The 20,704-nt window shown below is 68.6% G+C and carries 21 protein-coding genes; 18 read left to right on the forward strand and 3 right to left on the reverse strand.

Translation table 11 applies throughout. From position 1 onward, the window contains the following. Window positions 1-284 precede the first annotated feature (284 nt). From ACZ4UU_RS26085 to ACZ4UU_RS26170, 18 genes are all read left to right on the forward strand, one after another. Window positions 285-1,421, forward strand: a complete 1,137-nt coding sequence (locus tag ACZ4UU_RS26085) for an LCP family protein (RefSeq protein WP_471905779.1) — start codon at window positions 285-287, stop codon at window positions 1,419-1,421. A 136-nt stretch (window positions 1,422-1,557) separates the two neighbouring features. Further along, entirely contained in the window at window positions 1,558-1,782 is a 225-nt protein-coding gene (gene rpmE, locus ACZ4UU_RS26090) for a 50S ribosomal protein L31 (RefSeq protein WP_019326867.1), read from the forward strand. Window positions 1,783-1,891: 109 nt separating this feature from the next. Beyond that, a complete protein-coding gene (prfA, locus tag ACZ4UU_RS26095; protein ID WP_471905780.1) occupies window positions 1,892-2,968 on the forward strand; it encodes a peptide chain release factor 1 in 1,077 nt (358 codons plus the stop codon). A 95-nt stretch (window positions 2,969-3,063) separates the two neighbouring features. Further along, a complete protein-coding gene (gene prmC / locus ACZ4UU_RS26100; protein WP_471905860.1) occupies window positions 3,064-3,903 on the forward strand; it encodes a peptide chain release factor N(5)-glutamine methyltransferase in 840 nt (279 codons plus the stop codon). 52 nt (window positions 3,904-3,955) lie between these two features. Then, window positions 3,956-4,603: an L-threonylcarbamoyladenylate synthase gene (locus ACZ4UU_RS26105; protein WP_048582944.1), complete on the forward strand. Its 648-nt coding sequence runs from the start codon at window positions 3,956-3,958 to the stop codon at window positions 4,601-4,603. Continuing rightward, window positions 4,600-5,280 (forward strand): arsenate reductase/protein-tyrosine-phosphatase family protein, encoded by a 681-nt coding sequence (locus ACZ4UU_RS26110; RefSeq protein ID WP_471905781.1) that lies wholly within the window; start codon window positions 4,600-4,602, stop codon window positions 5,278-5,280. Before ACZ4UU_RS26105 ends, ACZ4UU_RS26110 begins: the two co-directional genes overlap by 4 nt. A gap of 103 nt (window positions 5,281-5,383) precedes the next feature. Beyond that, window positions 5,384-6,622: a serine hydroxymethyltransferase gene (locus ACZ4UU_RS26115; RefSeq protein ID WP_471905782.1), complete on the forward strand. Its 1,239-nt coding sequence runs from the start codon at window positions 5,384-5,386 to the stop codon at window positions 6,620-6,622. A gap of 140 nt (window positions 6,623-6,762) precedes the next feature. Beyond that, entirely contained in the window at window positions 6,763-8,118 is a 1,356-nt protein-coding gene (locus ACZ4UU_RS26120; protein WP_471905783.1) for an MraY family glycosyltransferase, read from the forward strand. 337 nt (window positions 8,119-8,455) lie between these two features. Continuing rightward, entirely contained in the window at window positions 8,456-8,890 is a 435-nt protein-coding gene (locus ACZ4UU_RS26125) for a hypothetical protein (protein ID WP_471905784.1), read from the forward strand. 274 nt (window positions 8,891-9,164) lie between these two features. Beyond that, window positions 9,165-9,935 carry a F0F1 ATP synthase subunit A gene (atpB, locus tag ACZ4UU_RS26130; protein WP_471905861.1) on the forward strand — a complete coding sequence of 257 codons (771 nt, stop codon included), beginning with the start codon at window positions 9,165-9,167 and terminating at the stop codon, window positions 9,933-9,935. Between the two features lie 76 nt (window positions 9,936-10,011). Next, complete coding sequence (gene atpE / locus ACZ4UU_RS26135; RefSeq protein WP_105970730.1) at window positions 10,012-10,242, forward strand: ATP synthase F0 subunit C; 231 nt, start codon at window positions 10,012-10,014, stop codon at window positions 10,240-10,242. Between the two features lie 45 nt (window positions 10,243-10,287). After that, window positions 10,288-10,839 (forward strand): F0F1 ATP synthase subunit B, encoded by a 552-nt coding sequence (locus tag ACZ4UU_RS26140; RefSeq protein ID WP_471905785.1) that lies wholly within the window; start codon window positions 10,288-10,290, stop codon window positions 10,837-10,839. After that, complete coding sequence (locus tag ACZ4UU_RS26145; protein ID WP_471905786.1) at window positions 10,836-11,651, forward strand: F0F1 ATP synthase subunit delta; 816 nt, start codon at window positions 10,836-10,838, stop codon at window positions 11,649-11,651. The genes ACZ4UU_RS26140 and ACZ4UU_RS26145 overlap by 4 nt, the downstream gene beginning before the upstream one ends. 126 nt (window positions 11,652-11,777) lie before the next feature. Further along, window positions 11,778-13,379: a F0F1 ATP synthase subunit alpha gene (gene atpA / locus ACZ4UU_RS26150; RefSeq protein ID WP_234762193.1), complete on the forward strand. Its 1,602-nt coding sequence runs from the start codon at window positions 11,778-11,780 to the stop codon at window positions 13,377-13,379. A gap of 21 nt (window positions 13,380-13,400) precedes the next feature. Next, window positions 13,401-14,318: a F0F1 ATP synthase subunit gamma gene (locus ACZ4UU_RS26155; RefSeq protein ID WP_471905787.1), complete on the forward strand. Its 918-nt coding sequence runs from the start codon at window positions 13,401-13,403 to the stop codon at window positions 14,316-14,318. Next, window positions 14,318-15,754, forward strand: coding sequence for a F0F1 ATP synthase subunit beta (gene atpD, locus ACZ4UU_RS26160; protein ID WP_403332709.1), 1,437 nt, complete (start codon window positions 14,318-14,320; stop codon window positions 15,752-15,754). Before ACZ4UU_RS26155 ends, atpD begins: the two co-directional genes overlap by 1 nt. A 131-nt stretch (window positions 15,755-15,885) precedes the next feature. Next, entirely contained in the window at window positions 15,886-16,260 is a 375-nt protein-coding gene (locus tag ACZ4UU_RS26165) for a F0F1 ATP synthase subunit epsilon (protein WP_030049636.1), read from the forward strand. A 162-nt stretch (window positions 16,261-16,422) separates the two neighbouring features. Further along, window positions 16,423-16,869, forward strand: a complete 447-nt coding sequence (locus ACZ4UU_RS26170) for a DUF2550 domain-containing protein (RefSeq protein ID WP_062717680.1) — start codon at window positions 16,423-16,425, stop codon at window positions 16,867-16,869. Window positions 16,870-16,895: 26 nt separating this feature from the next. On the opposite strand, the gene ACZ4UU_RS26175 is transcribed toward ACZ4UU_RS26170, so the two are convergent. The 3 genes from ACZ4UU_RS26175 to ACZ4UU_RS26185 form a co-directional block, all read right to left on the reverse strand. Beyond that, window positions 16,896-18,722, reverse strand: a complete 1,827-nt coding sequence (locus ACZ4UU_RS26175) for a glycosyl hydrolase family 18 protein (protein ID WP_471905788.1) — start codon at window positions 18,720-18,722, stop codon at window positions 16,896-16,898. A 129-nt stretch (window positions 18,723-18,851) separates the two neighbouring features. Continuing rightward, window positions 18,852-19,493 (reverse strand): response regulator, encoded by a 642-nt coding sequence (locus ACZ4UU_RS26180; protein ID WP_471905789.1) that lies wholly within the window; start codon window positions 19,491-19,493, stop codon window positions 18,852-18,854. Beyond that, a complete protein-coding gene (locus tag ACZ4UU_RS26185) occupies window positions 19,490-20,677 on the reverse strand; it encodes a sensor histidine kinase (protein ID WP_471905790.1) in 1,188 nt (395 codons plus the stop codon). Before ACZ4UU_RS26185 ends, ACZ4UU_RS26180 begins: the two co-directional genes overlap by 4 nt. Between the last annotated feature and the right edge of the window lie 27 nt (window positions 20,678-20,704).

Raw genomic sequence — 20,704 nt, forward strand, 5'->3', positions numbered from 1 at the left:
TATGCGTAACCAGCGAGATCTCTGCCACAAGGATCTCGGTCGGCACGGACTTCGAGCAGTGCGACATCTTCCGCTGAAATCGCAGGTGAGACGGGACTACCCGGAGTCACCGACTACGGACCGTGCCCACCGTCGCCCCGGCGGTGGGCACGGTCCGTTGTGCAACCCTTCTCCGAGTTTCCCCGTCTGACCGGACGGGGCGACGATGGTGTGGTACGGGCCAAATGGCCACGCCTGTCCCTGAAAGCAGGGGGTAACCGACCGGACGAGAACCGAGGAGCACCGTGTCCGCCGAGAGCACGCCGGAGCGCGACATACCGGGCCAGACCGGCACCGCGGGTCCGCGCCACCGCGCCAAGGGCCGCCGCCGCAAGCCCCGGGACAAGCGCAAGGGTCTGCTGATCATGGCCTGGACCGCCGCCGGGATCGTGATCCTGGGCGGCACCGGCGCCGGGTACCTGTACTTCAAGCTCAACGGCAACCTCAAGAGCGTCGACATCGACCAGGCCCTCGGCACCGAACGTCCAAAGAAGGTCGACAACGGCTCCGAGAACATCCTCGTCCTCGGCTCGGACACCCGCTCCGGCAGCAACAAGCAGCTCGGCGGCGGCACCGACGACGGCAGCGCCCGCTCGGACACCGCGATGATCGTGCACGTCTACGAGGGCCACAAGAAGGCCAGCGTGGTCTCCATACCGCGTGACACCCTCGTCGACCGCCCCCGGTGCACCGACACCGACGGCGACACGCACGACGCCGCGTCCGGCGTGATGTTCAACGAGGCGTACTCCACGGGCGGCGCCGCCTGCACCGTGAAGACGGTCGAGTCCGTCACCGGCATCCGCATGGACCACTACCTGGAGGTCGACTTCTCCGGCTTCCAGAAGCTCATCGACGAACTCGGCGGTGTCGAGGTCACCACCACCAAGGACATCAACGACCCCGACAGCCACCTGAACCTCAAGGCCGGCACCCACCAGCTCACCGGCAAGCAGGCGCTCGGCCTGGTCCGCACCCGGCACGGCGTCGGCGACGGCTCCGACCTCGGCCGTATCCAGCTCCAGCAGGCCTTCGTCAAGGCGCTGATCAACCAGGTCAAGGACATCAACCTCTTCAGCAACCCGAAGAAGCTCCTCGACCTGGCCAACACCGCCACCAAGGCCGTGACCACCGACTCCGACCTGGGCTCCGTCAACAAGCTCATGTCCTTCGCGGGCGCCCTGAAGGGCATCAGCTCCAAGAACATGAACATGGTCACGATGCCGGTCCAGTACGACCCGGCGGACCCGAACCGCGTGATCGTGGCCGAGGCGAAGGCGAAGCAGGTGTGGACGGCTCTGAAGAACGACAGGCCGATCCCGAAGTCGGCCACGAAGGGCACGGCCAGTGGCGACGCCAAGGGCGTCGTGAGCGCTTCGTGAGCTTCGGGGAATACTTCACCGGTGCCCCCGGTTTTGGGGGATGGCCCCAGTCCTGGCAGACTGGTACGTCGGCTCCGGTTCACGCTCCCGCATCCCGCGGCGGCGACCCGGCGCCCTCCCGAAACTAGGAGACACCTTGAAGCGCGACATCCACCCCGAGTACGTCGAGACGCAGGTCAGCTGCACCTGTGGCGCGTCGTTCACCACCCGTAGCACGATCGAGAGCGGCACCATCCGCGCCGAGGTCTGCTCCGAGTGCCACCCGTTCTACACGGGCAAGCAGAAGATCCTCGACACCGGTGGCCGTGTGGCCCGCTTCGAGGCCCGCTTCGGCAAGGCTGCTGCCGGCTCCAAGAAGTAGCGAGCTCCCATTCGCCGGTCCACGGTCGCGCCCCTCACAGGCGCGCCGGGACCGGCGTTTTTGGTCGCCCGCCTTCCCCCCTCTTTCTTACGCAGTTCAGGAGCCCAAGATGTTCGAGGCCGTCGAGGACCTGGTCGCTGAGCACGCCGACCTGGAGACGAAGCTCGCCGACCCGTCGGTCCACGCCGACCAGGCCAACGCGCGCAAGCTCAACAAGCGCTACGCCGAGCTCACCCCGATCGTCGCCACGTACCGCTCCTGGAAGCAGACCGGCGACGACATCGAGACGGCCCGGGAACTGGCCGCCGACGACCCGGAGTTCGCCGCCGAGGTCAAGGAGCTGGACAAGCAGCGCGATGAGCTGACGGAGAAGCTGCGCCTTCTCCTCGTCCCGCGCGATCCCAGCGACGACAAGGACGTCATCCTCGAGATCAAGGCCGGCGCCGGTGGCGACGAGTCGGCCCTGTTCGCCGGTGACCTGCTGCGGATGTACCTGCGCTACGCCGAGCGCGTCGGATGGAAGACCGAGATCATCGACTCCACGGAGTCCGAACTCGGCGGCTACAAGGACGTCCAGGTCGCGGTGAAGACCAAGGGCGGCCAGGGCGCCACCGAGCCCGGACAGGGCGTCTGGGCGCGGCTGAAGTACGAGGGCGGCGTGCACCGCGTGCAGCGGGTGCCGGCGACCGAGTCCCAGGGTCGTATCCACACCTCCGCGGCCGGTGTGCTGGTCACGCCCGAGGCCGAGGAGATCGACGTCGAGATCAACCCGAACGACCTCCGTATCGACGTGTACCGGTCGTCCGGCCCGGGCGGTCAGTCCGTCAACACCACCGACTCCGCCGTGCGCATCACGCACATCCCGACCGGAGTCGTCGCCTCCTGCCAGAACGAGAAGAGCCAACTGCAGAACAAGGAGCAGGCGATGCGTATCCTGCGCTCCAGGCTGCTCGCGGCGGCGCAGGAGGAGGCGGAGAAGGAAGCCGCCGACGCCCGCCGCAGCCAGGTCCGCACCGTCGACCGCTCCGAGAAGATCCGTACCTACAACTTCCCGGAGAATCGCATCTCGGACCACCGCGTCGGCTTCAAGGCCTACAACCTGGACCAGGTCCTGGACGGCGACCTCGACGCGGTGATCCAGGCGTGCGTCGACGCGGACTCGGCTGCGAAGCTGGCGGCAGCGTAGGGACGTAGAGGTAAGGGACGTACGCACGTACTAGTACGACACGGAGGACTTGCGTGCAGCAATTCATCGGGGGGCGAACCCCGAGCCCCCGCAGCGTGCTGCTCGCGGAGGTGGCCCAGGCCACCCAGCGGCTGGCCGACGCCGGCGTGCCCTCGCCGCGCAACGACGCGGAGGAGCTCGCCGCGTTCGTGCACGGCGTGAAGCGGGGCGAGCTGCACTCCGTGAAGGACTCGGACTTCGACGCCCGCTACTGGGAGGTCATCGCCCGGCGTGAGCAGCGCGAGCCGCTGCAGCACATCACCGGGCGGGCGTACTTCCGCTATCTCGAACTCCAAGTCGGACCCGGGGTTTTCGTGCCCCGCCCCGAGACGGAGTCCGTGGTCGGCTGGGCCATAGACGCCGTGCGCGCCATGGACGTCGTGGAACCCTGCATCGTCGACCTGTGCACCGGTTCCGGCGCCATCGCGCTCGCCCTCGCCCAGGAGGTGCCGCGCTCGCGCGTGCACGCCGTGGAGCTCTCCGAGGACGCGCTGCAGTGGACCCGCAAGAACGTCGAAGGGTCCAGGGTCGACCTGCGGCAGGGCAACGCCCTGGACGCCTTCCGCGACCTCGACGGCCAGGTCGACCTGGTCATCTCCAACCCGCCGTACATCCCGCTCACCGAATGGGAGTACGTCGCTCCCGAGGCGCGGGACTACGATCCCGAACTCGCCCTGTTCTCCGGCGAGGACGGCCTCGATCTCATCCGCGGTCTGGAACGGACCGCGCACCGGCTCCTGCGCCCCGGCGGCGTCGTCGTCATCGAGCACGCCGACACCCAGGGCGGCCAGGTGCCGTGGATCTTCACCGAGGAGCGGGGCTGGGCCGACGCGGCCGACCACCCGGACCTCAACAACCGCCCCCGGTTCGCGACGGCCCGCAAGGCACTGCCGTGACCACCGCCCCGACTTCGATTCCGCAGTACGTGTACGAGGAGGCCCGCTAGATATGGCACGGCGATACGACACCAACGACGCGACCGACCGCACGACGGGTCTGCGTGAGGCCGCGTCCGCCGTCCGCCGTGGCGAGCTCGTGGTCCTCCCGACCGACACGGTGTACGGCATCGGCGCCGACGCGTTCACCAAGGAGGCCGTCGGTGACCTGCTGGAGGCCAAGGGGCGGGGCCGCAACATGCCCACCCCTGTGCTGATCGGGTCCCCGAACACGCTCCACGGTCTCGTCACCGACTTCTCCGAGCTGGCCTGGGAGCTGGTCGACGCGTTCTGGCCGGGCGCGCTGACCCTGGTCGCCAAGCACCAGCCGTCGCTGCAGTGGGACCTGGGCGACACGAGGGGCACGGTGGCCGTCCGGATGCCTCTCCACCCCGTCGCCATCGAGCTGTTGACCGAGGTCGGCCCGATGGCCGTGTCCTCGGCGAACCTGACGGGCCACCCCGCGCCCGAGGACTGCGACGCCGCGCAGGAGATGCTCGGCGACTCGGTCTCCGTCTACCTGGACGGCGGTCCGACCCCCGGCAACGTCCCGTCGTCGATCGTCGACGTCACGCGTGAGGTGCCCCTCCTGCTGCGTGCGGGCGCGATCTCCGCGGACGAGCTGCGGAAGGTCGTACCCGACCTCGAGGTGGCCAATTGACAGCCCCTGATGTGGGGCGTGGCATAGGCAACGGGGAAAGCGCGGCGGAGATCACGACGACCTTCGTGGGACTGCCGCGCGACAGCTTCCGCATCCTCCACGTCAGCACCGGAAACGTGTGCCGCTCGCCGATCACCGAGCGGCTGACCCGTCATTTCGTGGCGCAGCGCCTCGGTGTGCTCGGCGGCGGGCTGATCGTGGAGAGCGCGGGCACCTGGGGCCACGAGGGCGCGCCCATGGAGTCGAACGCGGAGACGGTCCTCGCCGACTTCGGTGCGGACGCCTCCGGGTTCGTCGGCCGCGAGCTCCTCGACGAACACGTCATCCGGGCCGACCTGGTCCTGACCGCCACCCGCGACCATCGCGCCCAGGTCATCTCCATGGGCCATTCGGCCGGCCTGCGCACCTTCACCCTCAAGGAGTTCACCCGTCTGGTGAGGGCCATAGACCCGGCGACCCTGCCTCCCCTGGAGGACGGAGTGGTCTTCCGCGCGCGTGCCCTGGTCCGTGCGGCGGCGGCTCTACGCGGGTGGCTGCTGGCGCCGACGGCGGAGGCGGACGAGGTGTACGACCCGTACGGGGCGCCGCTCACGTTCTTCCGGTCGGTGGGCGACGAGATACATGAGGCGCTGGATCCGGTGGTGACGGCGTTGACGGGGGTCCCCGCTCGGGCTTGAGACGGGCGCGGGTGCCGGCGAAGGCGTGACAACACCGGGCGGCCCTGACGTCCCCGGCCTACATTGGACGTACGTCACCGTCGACGCACGCCCGGAGCCCACCATGTCGGTCACCCATACCCTCGAGGCCGATGTCCTGCGCCGTCAGGACCCTCAGCTCGCCGACATCCTGCTCGGGGAGCTCGATCGGCAGTCGACGTCGCTTCAGCTCGTCGCCGCCGAGAACTTCACCTCGCCGGCCGTGCTGGCCGCGCTCGGGTCGCCGCTGGCCAACAAGTACGCGGAGGGGTACCCGGGCGCCCGGTACCACGGCGGATGCGAGATGGTCGACGTCGCCGAGCGGCTCGCCGTGGAGCGGGCCAAGGCGCTGTTCGGGGCCGAGCACGCCAATGTGCAGTCGCACTCCGGGTCGTCGGCCGTCCTCGCCGCGTACGCCGCCCTGCTGCGGCCCGGCGACACCGTCCTCGCCCTCGGACTGCCGTACGGCGGGCACCTCACACACGGCTCGCCCGCCAACTTCTCCGGGCGCTGGTTCGACTTCGTGGGGTACGGGGTGGACGCCGAGACCGGGCTCATCGACTACGACCAGGTGCGCACGCTCGCCCGCAACCATCGGCCCAAGGCCATCGTGTGCGGGTCCATCGCCTACCCCCGCCACATCGACTACGCCTTCTTCCGTGACGTCGCCGACGAGGTGGGCGCGTATCTCATCGCCGACGCCGCCCACCCGATGGGGCTGGTCGCCGGGGGAGCGGCGCCGAATCCGGTGCCGTACGCCGATGTTGTCTGCGCCACCACGCACAAGGTGCTGCGCGGACCGCGCGGCGGGATGATCCTGTGCGGCGCGGAGCTCGCCGAGCGGATCGACCGTGCCGTCTTCCCGTTCACCCAGGGCGGCGCGCAGATGCACACCATCGCCGCCAAGGCCGTCGCGTTCGGCGAGGCGGCGACCCCGGCGTTCGCCGCCTACGCCCATCAGGTGGTCGCCAACGCGCGGATGCTGGCGGCGGGGCTGGCCACGGAGGGGCTCGTCGTCACCACGGGCGGGACCGACACCCACCTCATCACCGCCGACCCGGCACCCCTCGGCGTCGACGGCCGTGACGCCCGCGGCCGGCTCGCCGCCGCCGGGATCGTCCTGGACTGTTGCGCGCTGCCGCACGGCGACGCCCGTGGCCTGCGCCTGGGCACGGCGGCCGTGACCACCCAGGGCCTGGGGGAGGAGGAGATGGCCTGGCTCGCCGCGTTGCTGGCGGGTGTGCTGCGCGGAGATGCCGAGAGCCACAAGGCGCGTGAAGAAGTGCGGGAGCTCACCGGTAGATTTCCCCCGTATCCCGGCTGAGCGGGGGTAGAGGCACCTGCGTGCACAGCCACACGTGCAACCATCGTCGCTACCCGAAAGTCCCCACACATATGCGTCGCGTATGTGTCCGTCGCTAGGGTGTGGGGCTGAGATGGCCAGCGAGACCTGTGGGGAAGCCCGTGCGTGAATACCTGCTGACGCTCTGCATCACGGCCGCGGTGACGTATCTGCTGACAGGGCCGGTACGCAAGTTCGCGATCGTGGCCGGAGCGATGCCGGAGATCCGGGCACGTGACGTGCACCGGGAACCCACTCCGCGGCTCGGCGGTATCGCCATGTTCTTCGGCCTGTGCGCGGGCCTGCTGGTCGCCGACCACCTGACGAACCTCAGCGCGGTCTTCGAGAGGTCCAACGAACCGCGGGCGCTGCTCTCCGGAGCGGCGCTCATCTGGCTGATCGGTGTCCTGGACGACAAGTTCGAGATCGACGCCCTGATCAAGCTGGGCGGCCAGATGATCGCCGCCGGCGTCATGGTCATGCAGGGTCTGACGATCCTGTGGCTGCCCATCCCCGGCTTCGGCTCGGTCGCGCTGACCCAGTGGCAGGGCACCCTGCTGACGGTCGCCCTGGTCGTCATCACCATCAACGCGGTCAACTTCGTCGACGGCCTGGACGGCCTCGCGGCGGGCATGGTGTGCATCGCGTCGGCCGCGTTCTTCCTCTACGCCTACCGCGTCTGGGTGTCGTACGGCATCGAGGCCGCCGCCCCCGCCACGCTCTTCTCGGCGATCCTGATGGGCATGTGCCTGGGCTTCCTGCCGCACAACATGCACCCGGCGCGGATCTTCATGGGCGACTCCGGCTCGATGCTGATCGGCCTGGTCCTCGCCGCGGGCGCCATCTCCATCACCGGCCAGGTCGACCCGGACGCGCTGAAGGTGTTCGCCCAGTCCGAGCGGGAGGCCGTGCACCAGACGGTGCCGGTCTACATCCCGCTGCTGCTGCCGCTGACGATCATCGCGATCCCGGCCGCCGACCTGGTGCTGGCCATCGTCCGCCGTACCTGGCGCGGCCAGTCCCCGTTCGCCGCCGACCGAGGCCACCTGCACCACCGGCTCCTGGAGATCGGCCACTCCCACAGCCGCGCGGTGCTGATCATGTACTTCTGGTCGGCGCTGATCGCCTTCGGCACGCTCGCCTACTCCGTGAACTCGGCGTCCATGTGGATCGTGCTCGGCGTGGTCTTCCTCAGCGCCATCGGCCTGGCCCTGCTGCTGCTCCCGCGCTTCACACCGCGTGCCCCGCGCTGGGCGGAGGCGTTCGTACCGCCGCGGTATCGGCGGCGGGGGGCGATTGCCGAGCCCGCGGCCACCACGCCGCAGACCGCCGCCACCGAGGCGCCGGCCGCCGACCCCCTGCTCGAGGAGGAACCGCGCACTCCGGTCGCCGCGGGTGCGGCCGGGGTCAATGGCGCTACCGCCATCGGCGCCCGTTCGCGCTTCCTGGACCGGCGGAAGGCCGGAACGTCGCGCTGACGCTCGCCGACGGCCGCGGCCGGTCAAGGTAAGACCGTGGCCAAGGTAAGAATCTGACTAGAGCATTGCCAAGTCATGGGGGAACGAAGTGCCCCAATACCAGACAAGTGGGCGCGGTTTTTGCACAGACGCGCAGTGTCACCCTCATGTGTGACACCGAGCACACAGTTCAGGTAAAGACCTCATCAAATAGTTTGTGATACGGTTCACGAGAACCCCCGGATAGAGCCGAAGGGCCGTGGTGCGACGGTCCACCGGCGTGAGGTTCTCTCTCGACCCGGGACTACGCTCGTCCATGACGACACCCTGCCCCCACCGTGAAAGCGGAGTTGCCGCCATGCCGTCCAATGACGTCCGGATCCTCCTTCAGGCTGCCGTGCCCACGGCTGCCGTCGGCGCGATTGCCGCCGTCGTCAGCGGTGTGGTCGCCGGCGGCAAGGGAGCGATCGGGGCTGGCGTGGCGGCGGTGCTCACGATCCTCTTCATGGGTATCGGCCTCTACGTCCTGCAGCGGACTGCCAAATCGCTTCCGCATCTGTTCCAGATGATGGGGCTGATGCTCTACGCGGCGCAGATCCTGCTGCTGTTCGTCTTTCTGAGCGCGTTCAAGAACACCACGCTGTTCAACCCCAAGGCTTTCGCGATCACTCTGATCGCCACCACCCTCGCGTGGATCGCGGCCCAGACCCGGGCCCACATGAAGGCCAAGATCCTCTACGTCGAACCCGACTCCTCGGGCGGGAAGCCCGAAAAATCGGGGCACTCGTCGTGAGGGGTAGGGCCGAGATAAATGCGTGTGAGAAGTCCTGCTATCGTCCGGTGCCAACTGCGGCATCGCGGGCGCGGGCATCTGAGCTGACGCCTGCTCAATCGCGAGGCTCGATGCCCCTCAGCCGCCCCCACATCCGTAACACCAGTCCCGTGCCGAACCGCGGCTGCGCGCCGCGCCCGACACAACGAGGTTGCCGTACCCATGCGTCATGCCGAAGGAGTCCGCGGTGAGTGCTGACCAGACCCAGCTCGCCTTTGACTGGAGCTGTCGGATCATGTCCGACAACGGCTGCGGCTTCCCGGCTCCGGGCCTGCACTCGTTCCTCTTCAAGCCGATCACCACGGTCGGAGGGTTCGAGTTCAACAAGGTGATGCTGCTTGCCCTCATCACCACGCTGCTGGTTGTCACCTTCTTCACGCTTGCCTTCAGCAAGGCGAAGGTGGTGCCGGGCAAGCTGCAGATGATCGGCGAGGCCGGTTACGACTTCGTGCGCCGCGGCATCGTGTACGAGACCATCGGCAAGCGTGAGGGCGAGAAGTACGTCCCCTTCATGGTCTCGCTCTTCTTCTTCATCTGGATCATGAACATCTGGTCCGTGATCCCGCTGGCCCAGTTCCCGGTCTCGTCGATCATCGCGTACCCGATGGTGCTGGCCGCCATCGTCTGGGTCGTGTGGGTCTCGCTGACCTTCAAGCGGCACGGCTTCGTCGGCTTCTTCAAGAACGTCACGGGCTACGACAAGTCGCTGGGCCCGGTACTGCCGCTCGTGATGGTCATCGAGTTCTTCTCGAACCTGCTGGTCCGGCCGTTCACGCACGCGGTGCGACTGTTCGCCAACATGTTCGCCGGCCACCTGATGCTGGTCATGTTCACCGTCGCTTCCTGGTACCTGCTGAACAGTTGGATGATCCCGGCCGCCGGTGTCTCCTTCGTGATGGCCGTGGTCATGATCGGCTTCGAGCTCTTCGTCCAGGCCGTCCAGGCGTACGTGTTCGTGCTGCTGGCCTGCTCGTACGTTCAGGGCGCTCTCGCCGAGCACCACTGAGCGACCACCACCCCCAGCCCCCTAGAACGTCCGATGGCCAACCCCCATCGGTCCTGAAAGAGAAGGAAGAATCAGCATGGCTGCCCTTGAGACCCTCGCCGCCGTCGAAGGCAACATCGGTTCCATCGGTTACGGCCTTGCCGCCATCGGCCCCGGCGTCGGCGTCGGCATCATCTTCGGCAACGGCACCCAGGCCCTGGCCCGGCAGCCCGAGGCTGCCGGTCTGATCCGTGCCAACCAGATCCTCGGTTTCGCGTTCTGTGAGGCGCTCGCCCTCATCGGCATCGTCATGCCGTTCGTCTACTAAATCGACGTTCCTGACGATCGAGACCTTTCAACGGAAGGCACTGATGTGATCGCCAACCTGGTACAGCAGCTGGCGGCCGAGGAGAAGCAGAACCCGCTCGTTCCCCCGGGCCCCGAGCTGCTCGTCGGCACCATCGCCTTCGCCATCGTGTTCTTCTTCTTCTGGAAGAAGCTGCTTCCGAACATCAACAAGGTTCTGGAGGAGCGCCGCGAGGCGATCGAAGGCGGAATCGAGAAGGCCGAGGCCGCTCAGGTCGAGGCCCAGAGCGTCCTTGAGCAGTACAAGGCTCAGCTCGCCGAGGCCCGGCACGAGGCCGCGCGTCTGCGCCAGGAGGCGCAGGAGCAGGGCGCCACGCTCATCGCCGAGATGCGTGCGGAAGGCCAGCGGCAGCGCGAGGAGATCGTCGCCGCCGGTCACGCTCAGATCGAGGCCGACCGCAAGGCCGCGTCCTCCGCGCTGCGCCAGGACGTCGGCAAGCTTGCCACCGACCTGGCCGGCAAGCTCGTCGGTGAGTCCCTCGAGGACCACGCCCGGCAGAGCCGCGTGATCGACCGCTTCCTCGACGAGCTCGAGGAGAAGGCCGAGGCCGGACGATGAACGGAGCGAGCCGCGAGGCCCTGGCAGCCGCACGTGAGCGTCTCGACGCGCTGACGGACAACACGTCCGTCGACGCGGCCAAGCTCGCCGACGAGCTGGCCGCCGTCACCGCGCTGCTCGACCGCGAGGTGTCGCTGCGTCGGGTCCTCACCGACCCGGCGCAGGCCGGCGAGGCCAAGGCCGAGCTTGCTCAGCGCCTGCTCGGCGGCCAGGTCGGCGGCGAGACCGCCGATCTGCTGGCCGGCATGGTGCGTTCCCGCTGGTCGCAGTCCCGCGACCTGGTGGACGCGCTGGAGGAGCTGGCGGACACCGCCGACCTCACCGCCGCGCAGAAGGCGGGCACGCTCGACGAGGTCGAGGACGAGCTGTTCCGGTTCGGCCGGATCGTCTCCTCGAGCACCGAGCTGCGTGCCGCGCTGACCAACCGCTCCGCCACCGGATCGGCCAAGGGCGAGCTGCTGCGCAGCCTGCTGGGCGGCCGGGCCAAGGCGACCACCGAGCGTCTGGTCACACGTCTTGTGACCGCGCCGCGTGGACGTAGCCTGGAGTCGGGACTGGAGTCCCTGTCCAAGCTCGCCGCCGACCGCCGGGACCGGATGGTGGCCGTGGTCACCTCGGCGGTGCCGATGAGCGACCGGCAGAAGCAGCGCCTGGGCGCCGCCCTCGCGAAGCTCTACGGCCGCCCGATGCACCTCAACCTCGACGTGGACCCCGAGGTCGTCGGCGGAATCCGGGTGCAGGTCGGTGACGAGGTCATCAACGGCTCCCTCGCGGACCGCATCGAGGACGCCGGCCGCCGACTGGCGAGCTGAACAGCAACTTCATAGGCAGTACGTACTTACGACGGCCCTGGTTGGGCCGTGCAGAAGAATCCTGGGGGTCGCCCCCAGACCCCCAAAGTGAAACTTCGGGCCCAACAAGGAGAGCAGGGAACCCAGATGGCGGAGCTCACGATCCGGCCGGAGGAGATCCGGGACGCGCTGGAGAACTTCGTCCAGTCGTACAAGCCGGACGCGGCCTCGCGCGAGGAGGTCGGTACGGTCACCCTTGCCGGCGACGGCATCGCGAAGGTCGAGGGTCTGCCCTCGGCCATGGCCAACGAACTGCTGAAGTTCGAGGACGGCACCCTCGGCCTCGCCCTCAACCTCGAGGAGCGCGAGATCGGTGCCATCGTCCTCGGTGAGTTCAGCGGCATCGAGGAGGGTCAGCCGGTCTCCCGTACCGGTGAGGTTCTCTCCGTGGCCGTCGGCGAGGGCTACCTCGGCCGCGTCGTCGACCCGCTCGGCAACCCGATCGACGGCCTCGGCGAGATCGAGACGTCCGGTCGTCGTGCCCTTGAGCTGCAGGCCCCCACGGTCATGCAGCGCAAGTCGGTGCACGAGCCGATGGAGACCGGCTACAAGGCCGTCGACGCGATGACCCCGATCGGCCGTGGCCAGCGTCAGCTGATCATCGGTGACCGTCAGACCGGCAAGACCGCCCTGGCCGTCGACACGATCATCAACCAGCGCGACAACTGGCGCACCGGCGACCCGAACAAGCAGGTCCGCTGCATCTACGTCGCCATCGGCCAGAAGGGCTCGACGATCGCGTCGGTCCGCCGCGCGCTGGAGGAGAACGGCGCGCTGGAGTACACGACCATCGTCGCCGCCCCCGCGTCCGACCCGGCCGGCTTCAAGTACCTGGCGCCGTACACCGGTTCGGCCATCGGTCAGCAGTGGATGTATGAGGGCAAGCACGTCCTCATCATCTTCGACGACCTGTCGAAGCAGGCCGACGCCTACCGCGCCGTGTCGCTGCTGCTGCGCCGCCCGCCGGGCCGTGAGGCCTACCCGGGTGACGTCTTCTACCTGCACTCCCGTCTGCTGGAGCGCTGCGCGAAGCTCTCCGACGACATGGGCGCCGGCTCGATGACCGGTCTGCCGATCGTCGAGACCAAGGCCAACGACGTCTCGGCGTTCATCCCGACCAACGTCATCTCCATCACCGACGGCCAGTGCTTCCTGGAGTCGGACCTGTTCAACGCCGGTCAGCGCCCCGCGCTGAACGTCGGTATCTCCGTCTCCCGAGTCGGTGGTTCCGCGCAGCACAAGGCGATGAAGCAGGTCTCCGGCCGTCTGCGCGTGGACCTCGCCCAGTTCCGTGAGCTGGAGGCGTTCGCCGCCTTCGGTTCCGACCTGGACGCCGCGTCGAAGGCGCAGCTGGAGCGCGGTCAGCGCATGGTCGAGCTGCTGAAGCAGGCGCAGTACGAGCCGATGTCCACCGAGGACCAGGTCGTCTCCGTCTGGGCCGGCACCACCGGCAAGATGGACGACGTGCCGGTCGCCGACATCCGCCGCTTCGAGAAGGAGCTCCTTGAGTACCTGCACCGCAAGGAGCAGGGCCTCATGACCTCCATCAAGGAGGGCGGCAAGATGTCGGACGACACGCTCACCGCCGTCGCCGACGCCATCGCGGAGTTCAAGAAGCAGTTCGAGACCGCGGACGGCAAGCTGCTCGGCGAAGAGGCCGGCCCGAAGGCGACCAGCGCCTCCAAGTGACGTAAGGAAGGGACCTGACTCATGGGAGCCCAGCTCCGGGTCTACAAGCGTCGCATCCGATCCGTCACCGCGACCAAGAAGATCACGAAGGCGATGGAGATGATCGCCGCCTCGCGCGTCGTCAAGGCGCAGCGCAAGGTGGCGGCCTCCACGCCCTACGCGACCGAGCTCACCCGCGCGGTCACGGCGGTCGGCACCGGCTCGAACACCAAGCACCCGCTGACCACGCAGGCCGAGACGGTCACGCGGTCCGCGGTGCTGCTCCTGACGAGCGACCGTGGCCTTGCCGGCGCCTTCAACTCCAACGCCATCAAGGCGGCGGAGCAGCTGACCGAGCGCCTGGAGCGCGAGGGCAAGGAGGTCGACGTCTACATCGTCGGCCGCCGTGGTGTGGCGCACTACAACTTCCGTGAGCGCAAGATCGCGGAGTCGTGGAGCGGCTTCACCGACGAGCCCTCGTACGCGGACGCCAAGAAGGTCGCGGCCCCGCTGATCGAGGCGATCGAGACGGAGACGGCCGAGGGCGGCGTGGACGAGCTCCACATCGTCTACACCGAGTTCGTGTCGATGATGACCCAGCAGGCGCTGGACGCGCGTCTGCTGCCGCTCAGCCTCGAAGAGGTCGCGGAGGAGTCCCCCACCAAGGGCGAACTCCTTCCGTTGTACGACTTCGAGCCCTCGGCGGAGGACGTCCTCGACGCCCTTCTGCCGCGCTACGTGGAGAGCCGTATCTACAACGCGCTGCTCCAGTCGGCCGCCTCCAAGCACGCCGCCACGCGGCGCGCGATGAAGTCGGCCACCGACAACGCCGGAGAGCTCATCGAGACGCTCTCCCGGCTTGCCAACGCGGCCCGCCAGGCCGAAATCACCCAGGAAATCAGCGAGATCGTCGGTGGCTCCGCAGCCCTGGCCGACGCGACCGCGGGGAGTGACCGCTAATGACCACCACTGTTGAGACCGCGACGGCTACGGGCCGCGTCGCCCGGGTCATCGGCCCGGTCGTCGACGTGGAGTTCCCCGTCGACGCGATGCCGGAGATCTACAACGCCCTCCACGTCGAGGTCGCCGACCCGGCGAACGCGGGCGAGAAGAAGATCCTGACCCTGGAGGTCGCCCAGCACCTGGGTGACGGTCTGGTCCGCACCATCTCCATGCAGCCCACCGACGGTCTGGTCCGCCAGGCCGCGGTGACCGACACCGGCGAGGGCATCACCGTGCCGGTCGGCGACTTCACCAAGGGCAAGGTGTTCAACACCCTCGGTGAGGTGCTGAACGTCGACGAGCAGTACGAGGGCGAGCGCTGGTCCATCCACCGCAAGGCGCCGAACTTCGACGAGCTCGAGTCGAAGACCGAGATGTTCGAGACCGGCGTCAAGTGCATCGACCTGCTCACCCCGTACGTCAAGGGCGGCAAGATCGGTCTGTTCGGCGGCGCCGGCGTCGGCAAGACGGTGCTCATCCAGGAGATGATCTACCGCGTCGCCAACAACCACGACGGTGTGTCGGTGTTCGCCGGTGTCGGTGAGCGCACCCGTGAGGGCAACGACCTCATCGACGAGATGAGCGAGTCCGGCGTCATCGACAAGACCGCGCTGGTCTTCGGTCAGATGGACGAGCCCCCGGGCACCCGTCTGCGCGTGGCCCTGGCCGGTCTGACCATGGCGGAGTACTTCCGCGATGTGCAGAAGCAGGACGTGCTGTTCTTCATCGACAACATCTTCCGCTTCACCCAGGCCGGTTCCGAGGTCTCGACCCTGCTCGGCCGTATGCCCTCCGCGGTGGGTTACCAGCCGAACCTGGCCGACGAGATGGGTCTCCTCCAGGAGCGCATCACCTCGACCCGCGGTCACTCGATCACCTCGATGCAGGCGATCTACGTCCCCGCGGACGACCTGACCGACCCGGCCCCGGCCACCACCTTCGCCCACCTCGACGCGACGACGGTTCTGTCCCGTCCGATCTCCGAGAAGGGCATCTACCCGGCGATCGACCCGCTGGACTCCACGTCCCGCATCCTGGACCCGCGCTACATCGCGGCGGACCACTACAACACCGCCATGCGTGTCAAGGGGATCCTGCAGAAGTACAAGGACCTCCAGGACATCATCGCGATCCTCGGTATCGACGAGCTCAGCGAGGAGGACAAGCTGGTCGTCCAGCGTGCCCGCCGCGTCGAGCGCTTCCTGTCCCAGAACACGCACGTCGCCAAGCAGTTCACCGGTGTGGACGGCTCCGACGTGCCGCTGGACGAGTCGATCACCGCGTTCAACGCGATCTGCGACGGTGAGTTCGACCACTTCCCGGAGCAGGCGTTCTTCATGTGCGGTGGTCTTGAGGACCTCAAGAAGAACGCGAAGGAACTGGGCGTCTCCTGACGTACCGGTGCTCTTGAGCCATTGAGCTCTTGATGGAGGGGGCGGGGGTTCGTCCCGCCCCCTCTCTCACGCCTACTAGACTTGTAACCAACACCCGGCAGAACCGCCGGGTGGTGACCCGAGGAGCCACCTTGGCTGCTGAGCTGCACGTCGCGCTGGTCGCCGCCGACCGTGAGGTCTGGTCGGGCCAGGCCACCCTGGTCGTCGCGCGCACCACGTCCGGCGACATCGGCGTCATGCCCGGTCACCAGCCGCTGCTCGGTGTGCTGGAGTCGGGCCCGGTGACCATCCGTACGAGTGAAGGTGGAACCGTCATCGCCGCGGTGCACGGCGGTTTCATCTCCTTCGCGGACGACAAGCTGTCGCTGCTGGCCGAGATCGCCGAGCTGTCGGACGAGATCGATGTCCAGCGCGCGGAGCGGGCACTCGAGCGCGCGAAGGGGGACGACGACGCGTCCGCCGAGCGCCGCGCGGAGGTCCGCCTGCGGGCGGCGACGGCGCGCTGACCCCCCAGGTCACCTCCCGAGCCCTTTAGGCTCTGGGGGAGCGCACGCGATGACGTCACTCAGCCGCGGCTGGGACCGGAGCAATCCGGTGCCGGTCGCGGCTGAGGCAGATATGGAAGTTTTTTCCGTTCCGTTACCTAGGAGACGAGGAGGTCGGTGTCGATGGTCCTCGCTCTGACTGTGTGCGGAATCGTCGTCGCCCTCGTGGTGCTGGGGTTGTTCGTCTTCGGCCTGCGCCGCAGACTCATCCAGCGCTCGGGCGGCACCTTCGACTGTTCCCTGCGCTGGGACGTCCCGGAGAAACCCGACACCAACGGCAAGGGCTGGTCCTACGGCGTCGCCCGCTACAACGGCGACCGCATCGAGTGGTACCGCGTCTTCTCCTACGCCTACCGCCCGCGCCGCATCCTGGAGCGCTCCGCCATCGAGGTGGCCGGCCGCCGCGTACCGGACGGCGAGGAGGAACTGGCGCTGCTCTCCGACGCGGTGATCCTCACCTGTCTGCACCGGGGCACGCGCCTCGAACTCGCCATGAGCGAAGACGCGCTGACCGGTTTCCTCGCGTGGCTTGAGGCAGCCCCGCCCGGTCAGCGCGTCAATGTCGCTTAGTACGTCTGTGTCGCTCGGTAAGTCCGCTAGTTGAGCCCGTTGTTGATGGCGGTCACCAGCTCACCGTTGCTGGTGTCGCCGCTGAACTCCCAGAAGAACGCGCCGCCCAGGCCCTGGTTCTTGGCCCAGGACATCTTCCCGGCGATCGTCGACGGGGTGTCGTAGGACCACCAGTTGTTGCCGCAGTAGGCGTACGCCGTGCCGGCGACGGTGCCGTTCGCGGGGCAGGAGTTCTTCAGGACCTTGTAGTCCTCGATGCCGGCCTCGTAGGTGCCGGGGGCCGCGCCGGTCGCCGAGCCGCCGGGGGCGGCCTGGGTGACGCCGGTCCAGCCGCGGCCGTAGAAGCCGATGCCGAGCAGCAGCTTGGCGGAGGGTACGCCCTTCGACTTCAGCTTGGCGATCGCGTCGGCGGAGTTGAAGCCCGCCTGCGGGATCCCCGGGTAGGACGTGAGCGGGGAGTGAGGGGCGGTCGGACCGTCCTTGTCGAAGGCGCCGAAGTAGTCGTACGTCATCACGTTGTACCAGTCGAGGTACTGGGCGGCGCCGCCGTAGTCGGCCGCGTCGATCTTGCCGCCGGAGGAGCCGTCGGCGGTGATGGCCGCGGTGACCAGGTAGTTCGGGCCGAACTCGGTGCGCAGCGCCGACATCAGGTTCTTGAAGGCCGCGGGGCCGGAGGTGTCGCAGGTCAGGCCGCAGGCGTTCGGGTACTCCCAGTCGATGTCGATGCCGTCGAAGACGTCGGCCCAGCGCGGGTCCTCCACGACGGCCTTGCAGGACTTGGCGAACGCGGCCGCGTTGGCGGCGGCCTGGCCGAAGCCGCCGGAGTAGGTCCAGCCGCCGAAGGAGTACAGCACCTTGATGTGCGGGTACTTGGCCTTCAGCTGGCGCAGCTGGTTGAAGTTGCCGCGCAGCGGCTGGTCCCAGGTGTCGGCGGTGCCGCTGACGGACTGGTCGGCGGTGTAGGCCTTGTCGTAGGCGGCGTAGGTGTCGTCGACGGTGCACTGACCGTTCTTGACGTTGCCGAACGCGTAGTTGATGTGGGTGATCTTCGAGGCGGAGCCCGAGGTCACCAGGTTCTTGACGTGGTAGTTACGGCCGTAGACGCCCCACTCGGTGAAGTAGCCGAGCTTGACCTTGTCGCCGGTGGGCGGCGGTTCGGTGGTGCCGCCGGTGGTGCGCACCGCGCGGGCGCCGCTGACCGGGCCGGTCTGGTCGGCGGTGTCGCGGGCCTGGACGGTGTAGGAGTAGTCGGTGCCGGCGGTGAGGCCGGTGTCCGTGTACGACGTGGTCGTCACGGTGGCGACCTTTGCGCCGTCGCGCAGGACGTCGTAGTTCTTGACGCCCTTGTCGTCGGTGGCGGCGGTCCAGCTCAGCTTCACCGAGGTGTTGGTGATGTCGGAGGCGCTGGGGGTGCCGGGGGCGCTGGGCGCGTTGTCGCCGGGCTCCGTGGTGCCGCCGTCGCAGCTGCCGCCGTTCAGCTTGCAGTTGGCGGGGGAGCCGGAGCCGGTGCCGTTGAAGCCGAAGGAGACGGAGGCGCCGGGCGCGAGGGTGCCGTTCCAGGACTTGTTCTTGGCGGTCCAGTGGGTGCCGGACGAGGTGACGTCGGCGTCCCAGGCGGAGGTGACGGAGGTGCCGGAGGGGAAGTCCCACTCGACGGTCCAGGAGCTGAGGGAGGTGGTGCCGGTGTTCTTCACCGTCCACTTGCCCTCGAAGCCGGAGCCCCAGTCCTGGGTCTTGGCGTAGGTGGCGGTGGCGGACGTCGCGGCTTCGGCCGGGCTCGCGAGGCCGACCAGACCGGCCAGCGGGAGCAACAGGGTCGCGAACCCTGCCACGGCTCTGTGTCTGAAGCGCATCACGCGCCTCCTTGGGGGTCTTGGGGGCGTGACTGAGCCTTCACGCCCACGGTGCCGCGAGAATAGAAAGGTCTGGACCACGGGTCAATAGGTCTGGACCACTCTCGTATACGGCCGTTCCCCGAACCCCTAGATCCCCAACTCCTGCGCCAACACCGCCGCTTGCACCCGGCTGCGCAGCTCCAGCTTCCCCAGCAGACGACTGACGTGGGTCTTCACCGTCGCCTCGGCCATGTCGAGCCGTACCGCGATGTCGGCGTTGGACAGTCCCTCGCCGAGACAGGACAGCACCTCGCGCTCGCGCCGGGTGAGGGCGTCGAGGACGGCCGGGTCGGCCGTCGGCTCCCGCACCGGCTTCGCGGCGAACTCGGCGATCAGACGCCGGGTCACGGCCGGGGCGATCAGGCCCTCGCCGCGCGCCACCGTGCGGACGGCCGCCAGCAGGTCCTTGGCCTCGGTGTTCTTGAGCAGGAACCCGGACGCCCCGGCGCGCAGCGCCCCGAAGACGTACTCGTCGAGGTCGAAGGTGGTCAGCACGAGGACGTCGGCCAGCCGCTCGGCGACCACCTGACGGGTCGCCGACACCCCGTCGAGGCGCGGCATCTGTACGTCCATCAGCAAAAGGTCGGGCCGTAGCTCACGGGCCAGGGCCACCGCCTGCTCGCCGTCCGCCGCCTCGCCGACCACCTCGACATCGGGCGCGCTGCGCAGGATGAGGACCAGCCCGGCGCGGACGGCGGACTGGTCCTCGGCGACCAGGACGCGGATCATTCTCTGTCTCCTTCGGTCACGGGAAGCGTGGCGCGTACGACCCAGATCTTGCCGTCCGTCGAGCCCGGGTCGTCGACGGGACCGGCCTCGAACGCGCCGCTCAGCAGCTCGACGCGCTCCCGCATCCCGACGAGCCCGGCGCCGGAGCCAGGCGCGCGCGGACCGTCGCGGTCACCGAAGGGGCTGGTCACGGTGACGGCAAGGGAGCCGTCGCGATGGGCGAGCGCGACCGTGACCCGACCGGGGGAGGCGTGCTTGAGGGCGTTGGTCAGGGCCTCCTGGACGATGCGGTAGGCGGCGAGCTCGACGGGGGCGGGGACGCTGCACTGCTCCGCGTCGAGGTGCACGTCGAGGCCGTTGACACGGGCACCCTCGACCAGCGCGTCGAGGCCGTCGAGCGTGGGTGCGGCGACCGGCTCGGTGTCACCGCCGGCGTCGCGCAGGATGCCGATGAGCCGGCGCATCTCGGCGAGCCCTTCGACGCTGTTCTCGCGGATGACCGAAAGGGCTTCCTGGGAGGTCTTCGGATCGTCGATGGAGAGCGCGGCCGTGGAGTGGATGGCGATGGCGGAGAGATGGTTGGCGACCATGTCGTGCAACTCGCGTGCCATCCGAGCGCGTTCCGACGTCACGGCCTGGGCGCGGTCCATCTCGGCCAGCAGTGCGGTCTGTTCGGCGCGCAGCCGGGCGGCCTCGGCGGCGTCGCGGTGGTTGCGGACGATCCAGCCGGTGGCGGCGGGCCCGTAGGCCACGACGCCGACGACCACACCGATCAGCAGCGCCTCCGGGACCCGCCACACCGCGAACGGCACCAGGGTCCCGGCCACCGTGAGCAGTCCGGTGATCCGCTGGATCCGGCGGGCCGAGGCGAGCGGGCCGTAGAGCACGGTCGCGTAGATGATGTCGGTGAACATCAGGATCGTGGCCAGGTTGCCCTGGGTGAAGACGTCCGCGCAGATCGCGGGCGTGCCGATCAGCAGGGCCGCACGCGGCGCCGCCCGGCGCAGCAGCTCGCAGCCGGCCATCACGGTGAGCGGCACCAGGATCGGCCAGGGGCCGTCGAAGAGCGTGATCGGATCCTTGGCGGGCCGCGTGGCCAGACCGATGCCCACCAGCAGCAGACCCCCGAGCAGCCCGCCGATGGCGATGTACACGTCGAAGCGGTGCGGGCGCGGGAAGGCCATGACTCCATCCAACACGGTGGCCGCGGC

It is taken from the genome of Streptomyces sp. NPDC028907 (assembly GCF_055564995.1).

What these genes read in the sequence shown, in the direction of transcription:
- ACZ4UU_RS26155 (WP_471905787.1), top strand. Translation starts at nt 13,401, where the DNA reads ATGGGAGCCCAGCTCCGGGTCTACAAGCGTCGCATCCGATCCGTCACC.
- ACZ4UU_RS26185 (WP_471905790.1), bottom strand. Translation starts at nt 20,677, where the DNA reads ATGGCCTTCCCGCGCCCGCACCGCTTCGACGTGTACATCGCCATCGGC.
- ACZ4UU_RS26105 (WP_048582944.1), top strand. Translation starts at nt 3,956, where the DNA reads ATGGCACGGCGATACGACACCAACGACGCGACCGACCGCACGACGGGT.
- ACZ4UU_RS26145 (WP_471905786.1), top strand. Translation starts at nt 10,836, where the DNA reads ATGAACGGAGCGAGCCGCGAGGCCCTGGCAGCCGCACGTGAGCGTCTC.
- ACZ4UU_RS26125 (WP_471905784.1), top strand. Translation starts at nt 8,456, where the DNA reads ATGCCGTCCAATGACGTCCGGATCCTCCTTCAGGCTGCCGTGCCCACG.
- atpD (WP_403332709.1), top strand. Translation starts at nt 14,318, where the DNA reads ATGACCACCACTGTTGAGACCGCGACGGCTACGGGCCGCGTCGCCCGG.
- ACZ4UU_RS26175 (WP_471905788.1), bottom strand. Translation starts at nt 18,722, where the DNA reads ATGCGCTTCAGACACAGAGCCGTGGCAGGGTTCGCGACCCTGTTGCTC.
- prfA (WP_471905780.1), top strand. Translation starts at nt 1,892, where the DNA reads ATGTTCGAGGCCGTCGAGGACCTGGTCGCTGAGCACGCCGACCTGGAG.
- ACZ4UU_RS26170 (WP_062717680.1), top strand. Translation starts at nt 16,423, where the DNA reads ATGGTCCTCGCTCTGACTGTGTGCGGAATCGTCGTCGCCCTCGTGGTG.
- atpA (WP_234762193.1), top strand. Translation starts at nt 11,778, where the DNA reads ATGGCGGAGCTCACGATCCGGCCGGAGGAGATCCGGGACGCGCTGGAG.
- ACZ4UU_RS26180 (WP_471905789.1), bottom strand. Translation starts at nt 19,493, where the DNA reads ATGATCCGCGTCCTGGTCGCCGAGGACCAGTCCGCCGTCCGCGCCGGG.
- ACZ4UU_RS26115 (WP_471905782.1), top strand. Translation starts at nt 5,384, where the DNA reads ATGTCGGTCACCCATACCCTCGAGGCCGATGTCCTGCGCCGTCAGGAC.
- atpE (WP_105970730.1), top strand. Translation starts at nt 10,012, where the DNA reads ATGGCTGCCCTTGAGACCCTCGCCGCCGTCGAAGGCAACATCGGTTCC.
- atpB (WP_471905861.1), top strand. Translation starts at nt 9,165, where the DNA reads ATGTCCGACAACGGCTGCGGCTTCCCGGCTCCGGGCCTGCACTCGTTC.